This is a genomic window from Roseovarius sp. CAU 1744 (assembly GCF_039839345.1).
Classification (GTDB): Bacteria; Pseudomonadota; Alphaproteobacteria; order Rhodobacterales; family Rhodobacteraceae; genus Roseovarius.
The window spans coordinates 62,770-80,865 of record NZ_JBDOQV010000006.1; the positions used below are offsets into that span (position 1 = coordinate 62,770).

An 18,096-nucleotide genomic window follows, 5' to 3' on the forward strand; every position below is an offset into this window, starting at 1 on the left:
CCATCACCGGGCCGTTTTCGCGCCAGCACCCTTGAAAGCACCGCGCGGTTGGGCGATGTGTAGGGACGGTAAACTTCCGAGGCGCGCATGGCCCTGCCAGTCAGGACACAAATGAAATACTGGGGGATCGCGTCGGCGATTTTCCTGCTGGCGCTGTGGTTTCTGGGCGACGTGATCCTGCCCTTCGTGCTGGGCGGCGCCATTGCCTATTTCCTTGACCCGGTGGCAGACCGGCTGGAGGCGATGGGATGTTCGCGCGCGCTCTCGGTGGCCATCATCACGCTGGTGGCGCTGCTGATCTTTGTGGTGATGGCGCTGTTGGTCATCCCCACCCTTGTCGAACAGGCAATCGCGCTGTTCAATGTCGCGCCGCAGCTGACCAAGGACTTGCAGGCGTTCATGGCAGCCAAGTTTCCGCAGCTTCTGGATGCGGATTCCACCGTTCACAAGACGCTGCTGTCTGTCGGCGAGACCATCCGCGAGCGCGGCGGGCAGTTGCTGGAATCGGTGCTGAGTTCGGCGGTTTCCATCCTGAACGTGGTGATGCTCTTCGTGATCGTGCCGGTGGTGGCGTTCTATCTGCTCTACGACTGGGATAACATGGTGGCCAAGGTCGACGACCTGCTGCCCCGCGATCACGCCCGGGTTATCCGCAACCTGGCCCGCGAGATCGACAAGACCCTTGCCAGTTTCATCCGGGGCATGGGCACGGTCTGTCTGATCCTGGGGACATATTATGCCATCGCACTGATGCTTGTCGGCCTGCAATTCGGGCTGGTGGTCGGCGCGCTGGCCGGGCTGGTGACCTTCATCCCCTATGTCGGCGCGCTTCTGGGCGGTGCGCTGGCCATCGGGCTGGCGCTGTTTCAGTTCTGGGGGGACTGGATTTCAATCGGTCTGGTCGCCGGTATCTTCGTCCTGGGACAGGTGATCGAAGGCAACGTGCTGACCCCCAAACTGGTTGGAAACTCGGTCGGGCTTCACCCTGTCTGGCTGATCTTCGCGTTGTCGGTATTCGGCACGCTGTTCGGCTTTGTCGGAATGCTTGTGGCGGTGCCGCTGGCCGCCGCCATCGGCGTGCTGGCGCGATTTGCCATCGGCCAGTACAAGGACAGCCGCCTCTATCGCGGGCTGGACAATCAGGACAGCGCCTGATGCCCCAACAGCTTAGTTTCGATCTGTCGGTGCGTCAGGCATTGGGGCGCGAGGATTTCTTTGTCTCGCCCGCCAATGCCGCTGCTGTTGGCATGATCGAAGGATGGACGGGATGGGTGGGGCGCAAATTGCTGCTGACCGGCCCCTCCGGTGCGGGCAAGACCCATCTGGTCCATGTCTGGGCCGCTCTGGCCGAGGCGCGGATCATCGCCGCCGGCGATCTTGCCCCGGATGCTGTACCGGCACTCGCCACGCGGAATGTCGCTGTCGAGGACGCGCATCTGATTGCGGGAAACGGCGCGGCGGAAGAGGCGCTGTTTCACCTGCATAACTTGGCGCTTGCCGAGGGGCATTCGCTGCTGATCACCGCGGACCGGCCGCCGCGACGCTGGGGGCTGGCGCTGCCCGACCTGGTCAGCCGCATGCAGGGCACGGCGCTTGTGGCGCTTGATCCGCCCGATGACGAACTTCTGGCGGCGGTGATGATGAAGCTTTTCGCCGACCGGCAGCTTGCCCCCGCACCCGAGACCATCCCCTATCTGATCCCCCGGATGGCGCGCTCCTTCGACGCGGCGCGCCAGGTCGTAACCGCCCTCGACAAAAGCGCCCTGGACACCGGCCGCCCGATCAACCGTTCCCTGGCCCGGCAAGTGCTGGACAAGTTGGCCAAGTAGCGGCAGAATCGTCACCTTCCTGTTACACTCACCGGTCAGAAGGCCCCCATGTCAAACGCAGATTTCCTGAAATCCCCCCTGCCCGAACCGGTTGATCTGCCCGATATCGACATTGCCGGCCCTTCCCGGTTCTATAACCGGGAACTGAGCTGGCTGGGGTTCAACTGGCGGGTACTGGAAGAGGCGCAGAACCCGCGCGTTCCACTGCTGGAGCGGCTGCGGTTCCTGTCGATCTCGGCCAACAACCTGGATGAATTCTACAACGTCCGCGTGGCCGGGCTGCGCGAACTGGCCCGTGCAGGCAACACCACCCCCGCCGCCGACGGGCTGACCCCCGCCGAACAGCTGGTGCTGATCAACGAGGACGCCCGCAAGCTGCTGCAGGCCCAGCAATCCACGTATGAGACCCTGCGCCGCGAAATGGAGACCGAGAACATCATCATCCTCGACAGTGCGTCGGTCGAGGATGAAGACCGCGAGATACTGGCGGATGTGTTCCTGAACAACGTGTTCCCGGTTCTGTCGCCGCTGGCCATCGACCCGGCCCACCCGTTTCCCTTCATTCCCAATCTCGGCTACTCGCTTGCCCTGCAACTGGAACGCAAGAAGGACAAGCGCCCGCTGCAGGCGCTGCTGCCGATCCCCGCACAGATCGACCGTTTCGTTACCCTGCCTGCCCCCGAGGGCACGCACCGCACCCTGCCGCTCGAAGAGCTGCTGCTGCTGCATCTGGACAGCCTGTTCCCGGGGTACAAATACAAGGGACATTGCGCCTTCCGCGTGCTGCGCGACAGCGATCTCGAGGTCGAGGACGAGGCCGAAGACCTGGTGCGCGAGTTCGAAGTCGCCCTGAAACGCCGCCGCCGCGGCGAGGTGGTGCGCATGAAAATCTCCTCCGGCGCGCCGCAGGAATTGCGCGACGTGATCATGGAAGAGCTGCATGTCGATCCTGACGAGGTGGTCGAGGTCGAGGGCATGATCGGCCTGCGCGACCTGGGCGAGCTGGTGCTGGACGACCGGCATGACCTGCTGTGGCCGTCCTTCACGCCCCGCGTGCCCGAACGGGTGCAGGACCATGACGGCGACATGTTCGCCGCGATCCGGCAGAAGGACATGCTGCTGCATCACCCGTATGAGACATTCGACATGGTGGTGCGGTTTCTCAACCAGGCGGCGCGCGACCCCAACGTGGTGGCGATCAAGCAGACCCTTTACCGCACCTCGAAACTTTCGCCCATCGTCGAGGCGCTGTGCGAGGCCGCCGAGGATGGCAAATCCGTGACCGCGCTGGTCGAACTGAAGGCGCGGTTCGACGAGGCCGCCAACATCCGCCAGTCCCGGCGGCTGGAGCGCGCGGGCGCGCATGTGGTCTATGGCTTTCTTGACCTCAAGACACACGCCAAGATCAGCACCGTTGTCCGCCGCGAGGGCGACAGCCTGGTGACCTATACCCATTACGGCACCGGCAATTACCACCCGATCACCGCCAAGATCTACACCGATCTCAGCTTCTTCACCTGCGATGCCAAGCTGGGACGGGACGCGACCAAGGTGTTCAACTTCCTCTCGGGTTACGCGCAGCCCGAGACGCTGGAGAACCTGGCGATCTCGCCGCTGACGCTCAAGCAGAGCCTGCTGGACATGATCGCGGCCGAGGTCAAACACGCAAAAGACGGCAAGCCCGCCGAAATCTGGGCCAAGATGAACTCGTTGATCGACCCCGATGTGATCGACGCGCTCTATGCAGCCAGCCAGGCCGGGGTGAAGATCAGCCTGGTGATCCGCGGCATCTGCGGGCTCAGGCCCGGGATCAGGGGCCTGTCGGAAAACATCCGGGTGAAATCCATCGTCGGGCGGTTCCTGGAACATTCGCGCATCGTCTGTTTTGGCAATGGCCACGGGCTGCCGCACAAGAAGGCGCGGGTGTTCATCAGTTCGGCCGACTGGATGGGCCGCAACCTCAACCGGCGCGTGGAAACGCTGGTCGAAATCGAGAATCCCACGGTCAAGGCGCAGATCACCAGCCAGGTGATGGCCGCCAACATGGCGGATGTGGCGCAAAGCTGGGTCATGTCCGCCGATGGCAGTTTTCATCGCACCGCGGTGCCCGAAGGGGAATTCGCCTTCAACTGCCACAGGTTCTTCATGGAGAACCCGTCACTGTCCGGGCGCGGTTCGGCCGGGGCATCCGACGTGCCGAAACTGACCCATACCGAAGATTGACCGATCTGCAGGACTGTCGCATAGAGGTAACCAGTGTATCCGGGAGATGTGATGGACGGCAGCAACGAAAGCAGCCAGGGCGACGGGGGCCCGTTCGGCAGGCCGCTATTTGACAAGCCGTCAGCGCGGGCGCTGAGCCGGGTCGGGGTTGTCGATATCGGGTCGAACTCGGTCCGGCTGGTGGTGTTCGACGGCGCGGCGCGCAGCCCGGCCTATTTCTTCAACGAGAAGATCATGTGCGCGCTTGGCGCCGGCATGTCGGAAACCGGGCGGCTGAACCCGGAAGGACGTGAGCGGGCATTGGCCGCGCTGACCCGGTTTCGGTTGCTGGGCGACAGTATGGGAACCGGCCCCCTGACGATGGTCGCCACCGCCGCCGTGCGCGAGGCCGAAGATGGCCCTGAGTTTTGCGAGGACGTCAGGAAAGCCACCGGCGGCAAGGTCTGGGTGATCGACGGCAAGGAAGAAGCCCGCCTGTCCGCGCAGGGCGTGCTTCTGGGCTGGCCCGGCTCTTATGGGCTGGTGTGTGATCTGGGCGGCTCGTCGATGGAAATGGCCGAGATCAATGGCGGCCATGTCGGGAAATGCGTCACCTCTTCGCTGGGGCCGCTGAAACTGCGCGACCTCAAGGGCGGCAAGACTGCCCGCAAGAAACATATTGAAGAGACGCTGGCCGCGATGCGCGCCGAGATGGGCCCGCAAAACAACCGCCTGTTCCTTGTGGGCGGGTCGTGGCGCGCCATCGCCAAGATCGACATGGAGCGGCGGGGCTATCCGCTGCATGTGCTGCACGAATACCGGATGTCGGCCAAATCCGTGCGCGACACCGCGCGCTACCTGGAGATCGCCAATATCGAAGAATTGCGGCTGCGCGCCGGTGTCTCGACCGCGCGGATGGCGCTGGTATCGCACGCCGCCGAAGTCCTGCGCGAGATCGTCAAGACATTCCGGCCCCGCGACATCGCGATTTCCAGCTATGGCATCCGCGAGGGGCTGCTCTACGAGCAGATGCCGCAACAGTTGCGTGATCGCGACCCGCTGATCGAGGCCTGCAGATTTGCCGAGGCAAAGGACGCCCGCGTGCGCGGTTTCGGCAAGGTGATCTTCAACTTCATCCAGCCGCTTTTCCCGAAAGCCAAGCCCGAGGAGATACGGTTGTTCAAGGCCGCCAGCCTGCTGCACGATGTCAGTTGGCGGGCGCATCCGGATTACCGCCCCGAGGTTTGTTTCGACAACGCCACCCGAGCCAATCTGGGCGGGCTGAAACATTCAGAACGCGTCTTTCTCGGGCTGGCGCTGTTGTATCGTTATTCGAACAAGCGAGAGGGGACGCGTTTCGAAGACCTGTATCCGTTGCTGGACCCGGAAAAACAGCGCCAGGCCGAAATCCTGGGCAAGGCCATGCGGTTCGCGGCGATGTTATGGCTCAGCAAGGAAGCGGAACTGGGTGAGCTGAAATGGCATCCGCGCAAACGGCTGCTGGAACTACGTTTGTCGCCGGAAAGTACGCCGCTCTTTGGCGAGGTGGCGCAGGCGCGGTTCCTGTCGCTTGCAGGGTCGCTGGAGGCGGAAACGCTAATCAAGACTGCGCGGGCCTGAGCGCCTCAGATATCCACTTCGCCCTGCGGTTCTTCCAACTGCTCTTCGGGCGTCTTTCGGCGCAGGATGATATCGCCGTTTGGCAGGATTTCGGGCGGGTGATAGGCGGTCCAGTCCTCGACCTTGTCCACCAGATCGGCCAGTGCCGGCCCCATTTCCTTGACGAAATCACGCAGGGCGGGCTGCATCTCTTCGGCCAGGCCGCGCAGGTCGTCCATCGCCGGTTCCATCTCCTCGATGATACCGCGGAAAAACAGCCTTGCCCCCTCTTCCATCAGCGACAAGCCGTCGTCCTCGCCGGCCTCCTGTGCCGATACCGGCAGAGACAGGGTTGAGATCAGTGCAACGGGCAGAACGAGATGTCTCATAGCCAAGAATATAGGTGCCGAATTTGACAATTGAAGGTCATATATCAAGGTCGATCGTGACCGGAAAGTGATCCGAGGCGGTAATCAGCGCATGGCGCAGCTCGGGCAGGGTCCAGCAATTGGGGTCATCGAACGGGTGCCAGATCCGCCATTCCGGGGTTTTCGCGCGCAGGCCCGGCGATACCATGATGTAGTCAAGCAATGCCTGAATATAGCGCTTCTCGGATGACAGGTAGAACCGCGAGGTGGTGTTGATCGCCCCGATCCGGCGTTGCAGGGCGCGGCGCGCATGGGGGTCATAGAGGCCCAGCTCGGGTGCTGCCCCCTCGCCCATCAGGATTTCGACCGATGAATGACCAAAGAGGTTCTCATATTCGTCCAGCCCCGGCCCGTCATTCATGTCCCCCATGACGATCAGGTGTTCGCCCGCCCGCAGATGCGCTTCGATCCGCTGCCGCAACCATACCGCCTGCGCCTGCTGCTTGCGGCGGTTGGCGATGGCCTTGCGCATGATCTCGTCCCGGCTGCGCGCGCCGTGCGGCGCCTTGGATTTCAGATGCGCCCCGATCAGGCGCAGATCGGTGCCGTTTTTCGTTCTGGCCGCAACTTCGAGCGGCGGCTTTGAAAACCCCACCAGGTCCTCGGTATTGTCGATGTCCAGGTCGATCCGGAATACCCCGTCAAACCGCGGCGCATCGCGCGACCCCTTCTTGCCGGTCTCGTCGCCCTTCGGATCGTGACGCGCGGTCAGAACATCCGGGTCGTACATCAGCGCGATTTCCTGCTGGGTTTCGTTTTCGAACCCCACCAGCGCCCTGTTTGTGCGCAACCCCATGGCGCGGGCAAAGTTCTGCAGCGCCGGTACGGTGGCGCGGCGGCCGTTGTGATCGGGCGCCTCGATCACCATGACCGCGTCTGCATCCATCGCGGTAAAGACGATGCCAAGCGCCGCCAGCTGGTCCGAACGGGTGACATCGTGCCGGCGCGACCATTCGCCGTCATCCAGCAGATTGCCGTCTTGGTCAAAAAGTGCGTTGAACCATTCCACGTTATAGGTGGCGATCCGCATGTCAGGCCCCTTCGCTGATTTCCTCCCAGGCGCGGTTGATATCGACCAATCGTTTTTCCGCCAGCTTGATCGCCTCTTCCGGGACGCCGCGCGCCATCATCCTGTCGGGGTGGGTTTCGCGCACCAGGCGCCGCCAGACACGGCGGATTTCCTCTCGCGGCGTATCGGGTTTCACCCCCAGAACCAGGTAAGGGTCCGGCTTGGCATCCGGCACGAAACGGCTGCGGATACGGGCGAATTCAGGCGCGGGGATCCGGAAAATCTCGGCCACCCGTTCCAGAAAGAGATCTTCGTTCGGGTGGTAGACCCCATCGGCCATCGCGATGTGGAAAAGGCCTTCCATCAGGTCGAACAGCGCCCCGGTTTCCGCCCCGAACATGCCCCGGATGCGAATGGCATATTCCTCGAATCCGGCAACGTCCTGGCGGGCAAGGTTAAAGACCCTGGCGGCGTTGGCCTCATCCTCTTGGGCAATCTGGAACACCTCGCGAAAGGCGGTCACCTCGTCGCGCGTCACCAGCCCGTCGGCCTTGGCCATCTTGGCGCTCAGCGCGATTACCGCGATGGTAAAGGCCACGCTGCGTTCGGGCGGGGTGCGCAGGCGGTCGAAAACCGCGCTCAGCCCCTCGCCGCTCGCCAGCGCGGAAAGCGCCTCGGATATGCGTGACCAGATCGACATGAGTGGCACCCTATCGCCATCCGATCGGCTTGTCAGGCGGGGCTAGAGAAGTTTCTGCATCAGGACCAGGTCCATCCAGCGCCCGAATTTCCGGCCTGCCTCGGGCACCGTCGCGACAAGGCGATAGCCGATCTTCTCGTGAAAGGCGACTGCGCGGGGATTCTCGCTGCTGATTCCGGCGATCATCGAATGAATCCCTGCAGTTCGCGCATGTTCTTCAAGCGCCGTCATCAATGCCTGCGACACGCCCGTGCCCCAGGCATCCGGCGCCACGATCACCGTGTTTTCCGCCGTGAACGCATAGCCCGGCCCGCTGCGGAAAGGGGCGTAGGTTGCATGGCCCAGAATGTCATCCTCGTCGGCGGCAACCAGATAGGCCCTGCCCTCGGAAAGGCAGGTTTCGATCGTCCGGGCCAACCCGGTGGCGTCCTTTTCCACGGTTGTGAAGGTGATCGCCGTATCCCTGATCTGCGGGTTCCAATAGGCACAAATCGCTCCGGCATCCCCAGACGCGGCGGCGCGGATGATCATGTCAGTACTCGGCGGCCCGCAGGGGTCGTGAATTCTGCGCTGAATGCCGCTTCGCCCTTTTCGATCACCACCCTGTCATCGGCCAGGTCCGCCGCCAGCACAGCGCGCAGCTGCTCCGCCTCGGGATGGCGGATGGTCAACCGCATCAAACGGCAGCCAGAGGCGTCCAGGCGCTGCGCCGGATGCGCGCTGCCGGCCCATTCGATCAGCGCGGGAAACGCGCCATCATGGGGCAGGATACCGTCTGCGGGCACCGCCATCTGCCAGCGCAGATCACCGCGTGACAGGGCAACCGGGTCGCCCGCCCCCCGATGACGCGCTACCGCCGCCACAAGATCATTTGTCCGGCAAATCCAGTTGCTTATCCGCGGATCACCCGTGAACCGATCCAGATCGAACCAGCGCGGATAGCCCGGCATCGGCGCCTCCGGGTCGGTCGAGATCACCTCGAGGTAAAGCCCGTCCGCCAGCCCCAGCAGCAGGTTATGGGTGCTGAAATGAGCGTGTTTCCCGCCCGGCTGCAATGCCACGCCAAGGGCGTCTTCGACATATGCGCGCCCCTCCTCCAGCGTCTCGGCTGCAACCGCCAGGTGATCCAGTTCCAACATTCCGCGCCCTCTTCTTCGGTCACTGACCGTAAGCAACAAGGCTCAGGACTGTCCAGAGCGTCACCAGCACCGTCGGGTAAAAACTGGCGGCGAAGCCGAACGCCCGAAGCGGCGGCGACAGGTGGTAGCCGGCCCAGAAGATCAACCGCGCAAACGCGAAGTTGAGGCCCAGCACCACGATCACCCCCGGCCCGTGATCCGCCAGAACAACTGCCGCAGCGGGCCAGACGCACAGCGCCAAGACACTTTGTTCGGCGGTATTTCCCAGCACTCGCTGGTCGATATCGGCCGCACTGCCGGGCGCGAAGGCCGCGCCATCAATGATGGTATCATCAAAAAACCGGCGCTGCGCCAGGCGCCCGACCATCAGCAGCATGACGATCCCCGGTGCCAGAAACGCGGTCATGATCGTTGGCATCAGGGTGAAGATCGGCAGGCTGACGAATCGTGCCGCAACCCAGAGAAGCCCGACCGACCAGAGCAACCCTGCCGCCATGCCGACCAGAATAAGGCCGCGCTTGGTCATGGTGCGGGTGGCTCCCACAATTCGACCGGATTGCCCTCGGGATCGGTGATCCGGGCAAACCGGCCGGTTTCGGGTGTGTCCCATTTCGCGGGGCGGGTTTCGACCGCGATTCCCGCATCCGTGAGCCGTGCGATCAGTTCATCCAGCCCCTCGACCCGCAGGTTAAGCATCCATTGCCGGGTTTCCGGCCAGTAATCGGTCTTGGCCTCGAATGGGGCAAAGACCGAAACACCCGCCTCCTGCGGCCAGGGGCCAAAGCTGGTGATCCCCAGATGGGTCGCATACCAGCCGGCCAGCGCCGCCGGGTCGCGCGACCGGAAGAACACCCCGCCGATGCCGGTGACGCGGCCCGCCATATCAGCCGCGTGCCGTGCCGATCAGCTGCAGGATATTCTGCGCCGCATCGGGGATGTTGGTGCCCGGCCCAAAGATCGCCTTGACCCCCGCGTTCTTCAGGAAATCGTAATCCTGCTGCGGAATGACGCCGCCGCAGATCACGATGATATCGCCCGCGTCCTTTTCCTCGAGCACCTTGATCAGCTGCGGCGCCAGCGTCTTGTGCCCCGCCGCCTGGCTGGAAATGCCGATCACATGCACATCGTTGTCAATCGCATCCTGCGCGGCCTCTTCGGGCGTCTGGAAAAGCGGCCCGACATCGACGTCAAAGCCGATATCGGCGAACGCGGTGGCGATCACCTTGGCGCCGCGGTCATGGCCATCCTGGCCCATCTTGACCACCAGCATCCGTGGACGACGGCCCTCTTTCTCGGCAAAATCCTCGACCGATTTCTGGATCGCGGCAAAGCCCTCGTCCCCTTCATAGGCCGCGCCGTAAACACCGGCCAGCGTTTTCACCTCGGCACGATGCCGCCCGAATTCCTTTTCCATCGCCATACTGATCTCTCCTACCGATGCCCTTGCGCGCGCGGCCTCGACCGCTGCCGCCAGCAGATTTCCACCTTCTTTCGCCTGCCGCATCAGATCATCCAATGCAGCCTGGCACGCCGCCTCGTCGCGGCTGGCGCGGATCTTCTCGAGCCGGGCGATCTGGGCCTCGCGCACCTTGGCGTTGTCGATGTCCAGAATGTCGATCGGGTCTTCGCGGTCCTTGCGGTACTTGTTGACGCCCACGATCACCTCGTCGCCGCGGTCGATCATCGCCTGCCGGGTGGCGGCACTTTCCTCGATCCTCAGCTTGGGCATGCCGCTGGCTACCGCCTTGGTCATGCCGCCCATCTCCTCGACCTCCTCGATCAGCTTCCACGCCTCTTCGGCCAGATCGGCGGTAAGCTTTTCGACATAATAGCTGCCCGCCAGCGGGTCGACGACATTGGTCACACCGGTTTCTTCCTGCAAAATCAACTGTGTGTTGCGCGCAATTCGCGCGCTGAAATCGGTGGGCAGGGCAATCGCCTCATCCAGCGCGTTGGTATGCAGCGATTGCGTGCCGCCCAGCACCGCGCTCATCGCCTCGTAGGCAGTGCGGATCACGTTGTTATAGGGATCCTGCTCCTGCAGGCTGACACCGCTGGTCTGGCAATGGGTGCGCAACATCTTGGAACGTTCGTTCTTGGCGCCGAACTCGGTCATGATCCGGTGCCACAAGAGCCGCGCCGCACGCAGCTTAGCCGCCTCCATGAAGAAATTCATGCCGATGGCGAAGAAGAAGCTCAGCCGCCCGGCAAACTTGTCCACGTCCATGCCCGCCTCGATCGCCGCGCGCACATATTCGCGCCCGTCGGCCAGCGTATAGGCCAGTTCCTGAACAAGGTTCGCACCGGCCTCCTGCATGTGGTAGCCCGAGATGCTGATCGAGTTGAACTTGGGCATCTCGTTCGAGGTGAATTCGATGATGTCGCTGACGATCCGCATCGAGGGTTCGGGCGGGTAGATATAGGTGTTGCGCACCATGAATTCCTTCAGAATGTCGTTCTGAATGGTGCCCGACAGGACCGATTTGTCATGCCCCTGCTCTTCGCCCGCGACGATGAAGCTGGCCAGCACCGGGATGACCGCGCCGTTCATCGTCATCGAAACGCTGACCTGATCCAGGGGGATGCCGTCAAACAGGATCTTCATGTCCTCGACGGAATCGATCGCGACACCCGCCTTGCCCACATCGCCCACGACGCGGGGGTGGTCGCTGTCATATCCCCGGTGGGTGGCCAGATCGAAGGCGACCGAAACGCCCTGCTGGCCGGCGGCCAGGTTGCGGCGATAAAACGCGTTCGATTCCTCGGCCGTCGAAAAGCCCGCATATTGGCGAATGGTCCAGGGGCGGCCCGCATACATCGTGGCCTTCACCCCGCGGGTGAACGGCGCAAATCCGGGCAAAGAGCCCATATGGTCCAGCCCGTCAGTATCTGACTGGGTGTAGAGCGGCTTGACGGCGATCCCTTCCAGGGTCTGCCATGTCAGGTCGTCCAGCGGTCGCCCTCTCAGCTCCTTTTCCGCCAGGTCACGCCAATCGTCGGTCGTCTTTCCCATCTTCTTGTCCTCTTTTCGTATCACCGGCGCGCGGATGTTTCCCCGCCTTTGCCGGTCCGGTTTCGTCAATCAATCGGGCCAGGTCATCGGCCCCCGCACGCAGCCAGAATAGATCGTCCGCATAGGCTTCGCGCAGCATTCTGACCTGGTCCCTGTCAAATATCTGCCAGCGGCCATCGCCCTCTGGCACAAGTTCGGGGTCTTCGCCCCTTTTGGTCAGCATCGCCCGCAATTCGGCCCGGCCAGGTGCACGGTTCAGCCATTCACGGGCATGGTGCACCGGTGGGGCCGATACCCCTGTCATGGCGGCAAGCCTGTGTTCGGGCAGGCCGCCGAAAACTTCGAATGGCTGCACCTGAATCTCGACCCCGCCCACCGCGCAGGCCAGGTCCGTGATGACGTCACGCCAGCCGCGGCGCCGCGCCGCCACACGCGCCAGCACATCCGCCGCTGGCACCGGATGCCCCTGCGCCACCGAATGGGCGGCAATCGAACACCAGAAACTGTCCTGCGACCGTATCGACAGGACGATGCGCGTCAACCGGCCGCCAAAAACCTCGGCATAGCGGGCCATCCGTTCGCCGATACCGCTGTAAAGGCACCCGTCCTCCAGCAGGTGTTCCGGCGCCCCGATCACGTTTTGATCGCTGATGACAAGCTGCCGGACGCCCCGCGCGCGCGCCAGGTCCAGGTTGTCGGCAAGGCGCGCACGGGCGCCCGCCAGCTGTGCATCCGGCGGCAGCGCCGCATCGGCGCACACGCCGGTCGTTTCACGCGCCGGTGTCCAGAACCCGACCCCCGCAGCCCCGAGCCGTGTGAGGCCGGATCGCATGTAGTGCTGAAAGCTGGCCGAGCCCGTTCTGTGGGCCCCCAGATGCAGGATTACGTCCATCGTGCCTGAACCTTTCGCCGTGCTGCCGGATGATGGGCCATTTGAAATGTCATGACCTGCATTCTGACACTCCAAAGCTATCAACGAGATTAATGTTCAAATTTTCGCGGCCCCAGGCACGATTCCTGTTCGCAATCCGGATCCAGACCCTTATATTTTGGCAGACAGGAGAGGTGATGGAAAAGTTTTTACCCTTTGTTCTTATGATGTTGCTTGCAGGCCCCGCCCTTGCGCAAGAGGCCACAGATGACGAAAGCATGTTTGAACATCCCCGCATCATGTCCGGCGAAACGGTGGATTTGAGCGAATTTTTATGGATAAACCGGCCTCTGATCGTCTTTGCCGATACCCCGGCCGATCCGCGCTTCATCCAGCAGATGGAATATATCGAGTCGCGTCTGGATGCGCTGGCCGAGCGTGACGTCATCGTTCTGACCGACACCAACCCCGCAGCCAAAGGCACGCTGCGCAAGCAATTGCGTCCGCGCGGTTTCATGCTGGTGCTCATCGGCAAGGACGGCATCAAGTATCTGCGCAAACCCTTCCCCTGGGATGTGCGTGAAATCACCCGCACCATCGACAAGCTGCCCATGCGCCAGCAGGAAATCCGTGAGGGGCTTGGCGGCAGCTGACCCTGCGGCGTCACAACCATTCCACCGCCCCCATCGCCACGACCAGAAGGCCGGTATGCGGATCCATCAGCATGATCGTCGACGGATCGGCATCGTAGGCCAGCACCGTGCGCGGATTGTCCAGCGCATAGCGAAAGGCGCTTTCGGTATGCGCATTCATGCACATCCGCCCCTCGAGCGCCGCGCGCCGCATGTTCATGCCCGTGGGGCGATCCGTGTTCACGATCTCGGCCAGCGCGACATCCGGTGCCAGGGTCGGATCGTGCAGCGCGACCGCACCGCGCCGCGACAGCATGCCCGGCACCTCGGGCGCGGCCGACACAACGGAAAGCGGTGCTTTCACCTCCATCTGGACCAGCCGGAAAACGGCCGCCGCACAGTCACCGGTGGCGTGAAAGGCGACGGTCTCACCAATGGCAAACCACCGCTCCATCCGGTTGCGCAGGGCGCCTTCATCCTCGCGCCAGCATCCGGCCAGGGCGGCCAGCACCAGGCCAGTCAGCACGATACGTGCCCGCCCGCCTGCCGCATATGATCCGCCCCGTTGGAACATCAGGTCACTCGAACTCCATGATCACGTCGTCAACCGCAAGGCTGTCACCCGGACCGGCCTTGATCGACGACACGATTGCCTTTTTCTCGGCCCGCAGGATGTTTTCCATCTTCATCGCCTCAACCGTGCACAACGCCTGGCCCTCCTGCACCTCGTCCCCCTCGCTGACATTCACCTTCACGATCAGGCCGGGCATCGGGCACAACAGCATCTTCGATGTATCAGGTGGCAGTTTCTCGGGCATTAACGCCGCCAGTTCCGCCTGGCGGGGGGTGCGCACATGCACCTTCAGCTCCGCCCCGCGGTTGCGAATGCGAAATCCGCCGCTGATCTTGCCCACTTTCAATATCAGCGGCGTGCCGTCGACGCTGAGCACGGCCAGGTGGTCGCCGGGCGTCCAGTCGCTTTCGACCTTCATCTCGCCACCCGCCGCGAACCTGACGTTCGCCCCGCCGCGATAGGCGTCGATCGTCACGGCGTGATCCTCGCCCTGCAGCGTAACCACCCACTCCTCGCCCACATGACGTTCGTGGTTGTCCATCCGGCCCGACACGCGGGTGCGCCTGATCTCGGCCACCCGGTGCATGGCGGCGGCACTGGCCGCGATCCTGCGCAACGTATCGCCGTGCAGCGTCACACCCTCGAACCCGTCGGGATATTCCTCGGCGATAAAGGCGGTGGTCATGTCGCCCGAGACGAATTTCGGATGGTCCATCACCGCCGCCAGGAAGGGCAGGTTATGGCCGATCCCCTCGATCTCGAAACTGTCCAGCGCCACCCGCATTTCCTCGATGGCCTCATCGCGCGTCGGCGCCCAGGTGCAGAGCTTGGCGATCATCGGGTCATAATACATGCTGATCTCGCCGCCCTCATAGACGCCGGTATCGTTGCGCACGGCGCGCGCATCCTCGGCCACCTCTAGGGGCGGGCGATACCGGGTCAGGCGTCCGATCGAGGGCAGGAAACCGCGATAGGGATCCTCGGCGTATAGCCGGTTCTCGATCGCCCAGCCATTGATGCCCACATCGGCCTGCCTGATCGCAAGCTCTTCGCCATTTGCCACACGAATCATCTGTTCGACCAGATCGACCCCGGTGATCAGTTCGGTAACCGGATGTTCGACCTGCAGGCGGGTGTTCATCTCGAGGAAATAGAAATTCTTGTCGCCGTCGACGATGAACTCGACCGTGCCGGCGCTGGTATAGCCCACCGCCTGGGCCAGCGCGACAGACTGGTCGCCCATCGCCTTGCGCGTGGCCTCGTCCAGAAACGGGCTTGGCGCCTCCTCGACGACTTTCTGGTTGCGGCGCTGGATCGAACATTCACGCTCGTTCAGGTAGATTCCGTTGCCGTGGCTGTCGCACAGCACCTGGATCTCGATATGCCGCGGCTGGGTGACGAATTTTTCGATGAAGATCCGGTCGTCGCCGAAACTGCTGGCGGCCTCGTTCTTCGAGCTCTGGAACCCCTCGCGCGCCTCGTCATCGTTCCACGCGATGCGCATCCCCTTGCCGCCGCCCCCGGCGCTGGCCTTGATCATCACCGGATAGCCGATCTCGTTCGAGATCTTGACCGCCTCCTCGGCATCCTCGATCAGGCCCATATAGCCGGGCACGGTGCTGACCTTGGCCTCCTGCGCGATCTTCTTCGAGGTAATCTTGTCGCCCATCGCCTCGATCGCGCCCTTGGGCGGCCCGATAAAGGCGACGCCCTCTTTCTCGAGCGCCTCGGCGAATTTGCTGTTCTCGCTCAGGAATCCATAGCCGGGATGCACCGCCTCGGCGCCGGTCTGACGGATCGCGTCCATCACCTTGTCGATCACGATATAGGATTCGGACGCGGGCGGCGGCCCGATATGCACCGCCTCGTCCGCCATTTTCACATGCAGCGCGTTGCGGTCGGCGTCCGAGTAGATCGCCACCGTCTTGATGCCCATCTTGCGCGCGGTCTTGATGACGCGGCAGGCGATCTCACCCCGGTTCGCGATCAGGATCTTCTTGAACATATCTCATCCCCTCTATCAGTCTTGGGCCGCGCGGCATCGCGCACGGAATTGACAAAAAGAAAACCACCGGCGCGCCCGAAGGCACCGGTGGTTTCTGTCTGAACGGTCGCACCCGTCAGGGCGCGGAAATATCTGCTAGCAGCGGTTCGGATAGGCCTGGCAATAGGCGACGTTGCCCGCCGCGCCGACCAGCGCGCCCGTGGCGACGTTGCCGCCGACGACAACCGCCGTGCCGGCCCCCGCCCCCGCACCGATAAGGGCCTGCTCGCCAAAGGTGTCGCCACAGGCCGAAAGACCGGCACAGGCCGCGACGGCCAGCATGAATTTGGATCTGATACGCATAGAAGATAGCCTCGTGTCTGCTTCTCGTTGTTTATTGCGCGATTCAACGCCATTCCGGCGCCCGGGTCAAAGCATATCGACCGGGCGGCAAACCGGTGCGCAGCGCGCCGCCGATCCGCAGCAGCCGCCTCCGGGCGCAAAAAAATGGGCGGCCTGTACCGTAATGCACAAGACCGCCCGTAAGGGGAAGGGTAACGGATTAGACTATGCGTCTCGGTCCATTGGGGGGGGACCGCCACTACGCCCTTGATGCTGCACGCAAATTCGGGGCGATCCAAGCGCATTACGCGCGCCACAACCGCATCGGCTGTATTTCGCGTATTCACACAACTTTTGGGCAGAAACACGCCGTTTTCGCAACCGGGCGGAGAATATGTCGCATCAAATACGCGTTTTACGAAGGTCATTCGCCTGCCTCCGTGCCATCAAAGGCGTCCGGAAACGCCGCTTTGGCCGCCGTGATGTCCAGTCTCAGCAACGCCTCGTAGCTTTGCGAATCAAAGGGATCTTCCGCCGCTACCACCTCGCGGCCCAGCAGCCAGCTCAGCCGGCCCGCATCCAGATTGCCGCGTTCAAACGGCTGATCGCCGAAATGCTCCCACAGCGCCTGGACAAAGGCCGCATCCGCGCGCCGGTCGGCAGGTTTCCGGTCGCGAAACCGTTCGCGGCGGATCAACGGCGTGGCGCCCTTGGGATTGGCGCGGCGGATGGTGAACTGAAAATCGGTACCCGGCAGGCGGCCCGGAAACCCGCGATGCTTCAGCATGATAGATCCTCCGGCGTCGGCGCGCGCGCCCGATCGGTCCGAACCGACGGCCCGCATCGCTTGCGGCTAGTATTCTCCGGTCTGCTCAGGCGCGGCCGAAGCGGGCTCGACCACGACGAATTCATTCTCGGCCGGCCGGGTGCAGGCTGCGGCCAGCCCGATGAGGCCAACGGCCATGATGAAGCTGAAGCCCTGTGACATGCCTGTCTCCTGTTGTGCTGGTCGTGGATTTGCCGCATCAGAAAACCTCCCATTTGCAGGTGTCTTCCTCGATGCTGTAGGCCTCGAACACCTGGCTGACATCCGGGTCGATGACCCCGAATTCGCTTTCGCGGTCGGCCAGGGAAATAATGATCTGTGACGGCAAGGGCCCGACATTTGACAGCCTGGGCAGGGCGAAGCTGTTGCAAAGATGCTCAAGGTCGGCGCTTACCGCGTCGAAATCCGCCTCGGCGGCCGAAAACGCCGGCGCAACGAAACGGAACCGATAGACCAGCCCGCCCCCGGGCCTGTCCCACAGGGTTTCCTGCAGATAGGTCTCAAGCCCCGAGGGCAGCACGACCGTGTCCGCATCGCTCGCCCAGACACCACCGGGAAAGGCAGCAGCGGCAAGGTATGTCAGCACGCCCCTCATCCGGCCCACCGTATCCAGCGGGCCCGGTTCGCCGGGTCATTCAATACCGCGTCGATCCGCGCCTCGGCCTGCTCCCGTGGAAAGCGGCCAGCCACCTGCCCCCCCGCAGTCACCTCCAGCCCCGAGGCGATGCGCGTGACCCGCACCGCCGGCGCGAACCCGCGAAGGTTGCTGAGCGCCCGCCAGACATCCTGCCGCACCTGCCGCGCAATCCGCAGCCGCGACCCGCCCTGCAGCGTTGTCGAGACCGCCAGATCAAACCGCACCGGCAGCCGCCGCGCCAGGGTCAGCACGTCGCCATCGCGAAGGATATGCCAGCGGTTGCGGGGCATCCGGTCTCCTTGTTCAGACTG

21 protein-coding genes are annotated in these 18,096 nt (G+C 63.2%); 5 read left to right on the forward strand and 16 right to left on the reverse strand.

Annotated elements, in window-relative coordinates; all coding sequences use genetic code 11:
* Positions 1-87 precede the first annotated feature (87 nt).
* The 4 genes from AAFO92_RS13145 to AAFO92_RS13160 are packed head-to-tail and all read left to right on the forward strand — an operon-like array spanning position 88 to position 5,651.
* Positions 88-1,155 carry an AI-2E family transporter gene (locus AAFO92_RS13145; RefSeq protein WP_347535829.1) on the forward strand — a complete coding sequence of 356 codons (1,068 nt, stop codon included), beginning with the start codon at positions 88-90 and terminating at the stop codon, positions 1,153-1,155.
* Positions 1,155-1,829 carry a DnaA/Hda family protein gene (locus AAFO92_RS13150; protein WP_347535831.1) on the forward strand — a complete coding sequence of 225 codons (675 nt, stop codon included), beginning with the start codon at positions 1,155-1,157 and terminating at the stop codon, positions 1,827-1,829. The genes AAFO92_RS13145 and AAFO92_RS13150 overlap by 1 nt, the downstream gene beginning before the upstream one ends.
* Positions 1,830-1,877: 48 nt before the next feature.
* Complete coding sequence (locus tag AAFO92_RS13155) at positions 1,878-4,052, forward strand: RNA degradosome polyphosphate kinase (RefSeq protein WP_347535833.1); 2,175 nt, start codon at positions 1,878-1,880, stop codon at positions 4,050-4,052.
* Between the two features lie 51 nt (positions 4,053-4,103).
* Positions 4,104-5,651 (forward strand): Ppx/GppA family phosphatase, encoded by a 1,548-nt coding sequence (locus AAFO92_RS13160; RefSeq protein ID WP_347535835.1) that lies wholly within the window; start codon positions 4,104-4,106, stop codon positions 5,649-5,651.
* A gap of 5 nt (positions 5,652-5,656) precedes the next feature.
* Here AAFO92_RS13160 and AAFO92_RS13165 read toward each other — a convergent pair whose 3' ends face one another.
* From AAFO92_RS13165 to AAFO92_RS13205, 9 genes are read right to left on the reverse strand one after another with little or no spacing between them, the layout of a single operon-like run.
* Positions 5,657-6,019, reverse strand: coding sequence for a hypothetical protein (locus AAFO92_RS13165; protein ID WP_347535837.1), 363 nt, complete (start codon positions 6,017-6,019; stop codon positions 5,657-5,659).
* 37 nt (positions 6,020-6,056) lie between these two features.
* Positions 6,057-7,088, reverse strand: a complete 1,032-nt coding sequence (locus AAFO92_RS13170; RefSeq protein WP_347535839.1) for an endonuclease/exonuclease/phosphatase family protein — start codon at positions 7,086-7,088, stop codon at positions 6,057-6,059.
* Between the two features lies 1 nt (position 7,089).
* Positions 7,090-7,767, reverse strand: a complete 678-nt coding sequence (locus AAFO92_RS13175) for a molecular chaperone DjiA (protein WP_347535841.1) — start codon at positions 7,765-7,767, stop codon at positions 7,090-7,092.
* A 42-nt stretch (positions 7,768-7,809) separates the two neighbouring features.
* Positions 7,810-8,298 (reverse strand): N-acetyltransferase family protein, encoded by a 489-nt coding sequence (locus AAFO92_RS13180; RefSeq protein ID WP_347535843.1) that lies wholly within the window; start codon positions 8,296-8,298, stop codon positions 7,810-7,812.
* Positions 8,295-8,906 (reverse strand): VOC family protein, encoded by a 612-nt coding sequence (locus AAFO92_RS13185; protein WP_347535845.1) that lies wholly within the window; start codon positions 8,904-8,906, stop codon positions 8,295-8,297. Before AAFO92_RS13185 ends, AAFO92_RS13180 begins: the two co-directional genes overlap by 4 nt.
* Before the next feature lie 19 nt (positions 8,907-8,925).
* The gene (locus AAFO92_RS13190) at positions 8,926-9,432 is read right to left on the reverse strand and encodes an MAPEG family protein (protein ID WP_347535847.1); all 507 of its coding nucleotides are present in this window, start codon (positions 9,430-9,432) and stop codon (positions 8,926-8,928) included.
* Positions 9,429-9,788, reverse strand: a complete 360-nt coding sequence (locus AAFO92_RS13195; RefSeq protein ID WP_347535849.1) for a VOC family protein — start codon at positions 9,786-9,788, stop codon at positions 9,429-9,431. Before AAFO92_RS13195 ends, AAFO92_RS13190 begins: the two co-directional genes overlap by 4 nt.
* A 1-nt stretch (position 9,789) precedes the next feature.
* A complete protein-coding gene (gene scpA / locus AAFO92_RS13200; protein WP_347535851.1) occupies positions 9,790-11,919 on the reverse strand; it encodes a methylmalonyl-CoA mutase in 2,130 nt (709 codons plus the stop codon).
* Positions 11,891-12,811: a hypothetical protein gene (locus AAFO92_RS13205; protein WP_347535853.1), complete on the reverse strand. Its 921-nt coding sequence runs from the start codon at positions 12,809-12,811 to the stop codon at positions 11,891-11,893. The genes scpA and AAFO92_RS13205 overlap by 29 nt, the downstream gene beginning before the upstream one ends.
* A gap of 29 nt (positions 12,812-12,840) precedes the next feature.
* Between AAFO92_RS13205 and AAFO92_RS13210 the strand changes: the two genes are divergently transcribed.
* On the forward strand, positions 12,841-13,443 hold the full coding sequence (locus AAFO92_RS13210; protein WP_347535855.1) for a DUF4174 domain-containing protein: 603 nt from the start codon (positions 12,841-12,843) through the stop codon (positions 13,441-13,443).
* Positions 13,444-13,453: 10 nt separating this feature from the next.
* Here the strand turns inward: AAFO92_RS13210 and AAFO92_RS13215 are convergent, their stop codons facing one another.
* From AAFO92_RS13215 to AAFO92_RS13245, 7 genes are all read right to left on the reverse strand, one after another.
* Positions 13,454-13,996, reverse strand: coding sequence for a hypothetical protein (locus AAFO92_RS13215; protein WP_347535857.1), 543 nt, complete (start codon positions 13,994-13,996; stop codon positions 13,454-13,456).
* Positions 13,997-14,000: 4 nt separating this feature from the next.
* The gene (locus tag AAFO92_RS13220; protein ID WP_347535859.1) at positions 14,001-16,001 is read right to left on the reverse strand and encodes an acetyl/propionyl/methylcrotonyl-CoA carboxylase subunit alpha; all 2,001 of its coding nucleotides are present in this window, start codon (positions 15,999-16,001) and stop codon (positions 14,001-14,003) included.
* A 135-nt stretch (positions 16,002-16,136) separates the two neighbouring features.
* The gene (locus AAFO92_RS13225) at positions 16,137-16,343 is read right to left on the reverse strand and encodes a hypothetical protein (protein WP_347535862.1); all 207 of its coding nucleotides are present in this window, start codon (positions 16,341-16,343) and stop codon (positions 16,137-16,139) included.
* A gap of 403 nt (positions 16,344-16,746) precedes the next feature.
* A complete protein-coding gene (locus AAFO92_RS13230) occupies positions 16,747-17,109 on the reverse strand; it encodes a hypothetical protein (RefSeq protein ID WP_347535864.1) in 363 nt (120 codons plus the stop codon).
* A 66-nt stretch (positions 17,110-17,175) separates the two neighbouring features.
* Positions 17,176-17,310 carry a hypothetical protein gene (locus AAFO92_RS13235; RefSeq protein ID WP_347535866.1) on the reverse strand — a complete coding sequence of 45 codons (135 nt, stop codon included), beginning with the start codon at positions 17,308-17,310 and terminating at the stop codon, positions 17,176-17,178.
* Between the two features lie 37 nt (positions 17,311-17,347).
* Entirely contained in the window at positions 17,348-17,734 is a 387-nt protein-coding gene (locus tag AAFO92_RS13240; protein ID WP_347535867.1) for a DUF6497 family protein, read from the reverse strand.
* A 5-nt stretch (positions 17,735-17,739) separates the two neighbouring features.
* Positions 17,740-18,075, reverse strand: a complete 336-nt coding sequence (locus AAFO92_RS13245) for a hypothetical protein (protein ID WP_347535869.1) — start codon at positions 18,073-18,075, stop codon at positions 17,740-17,742.
* Positions 18,076-18,096 lie beyond the last annotated feature (21 nt).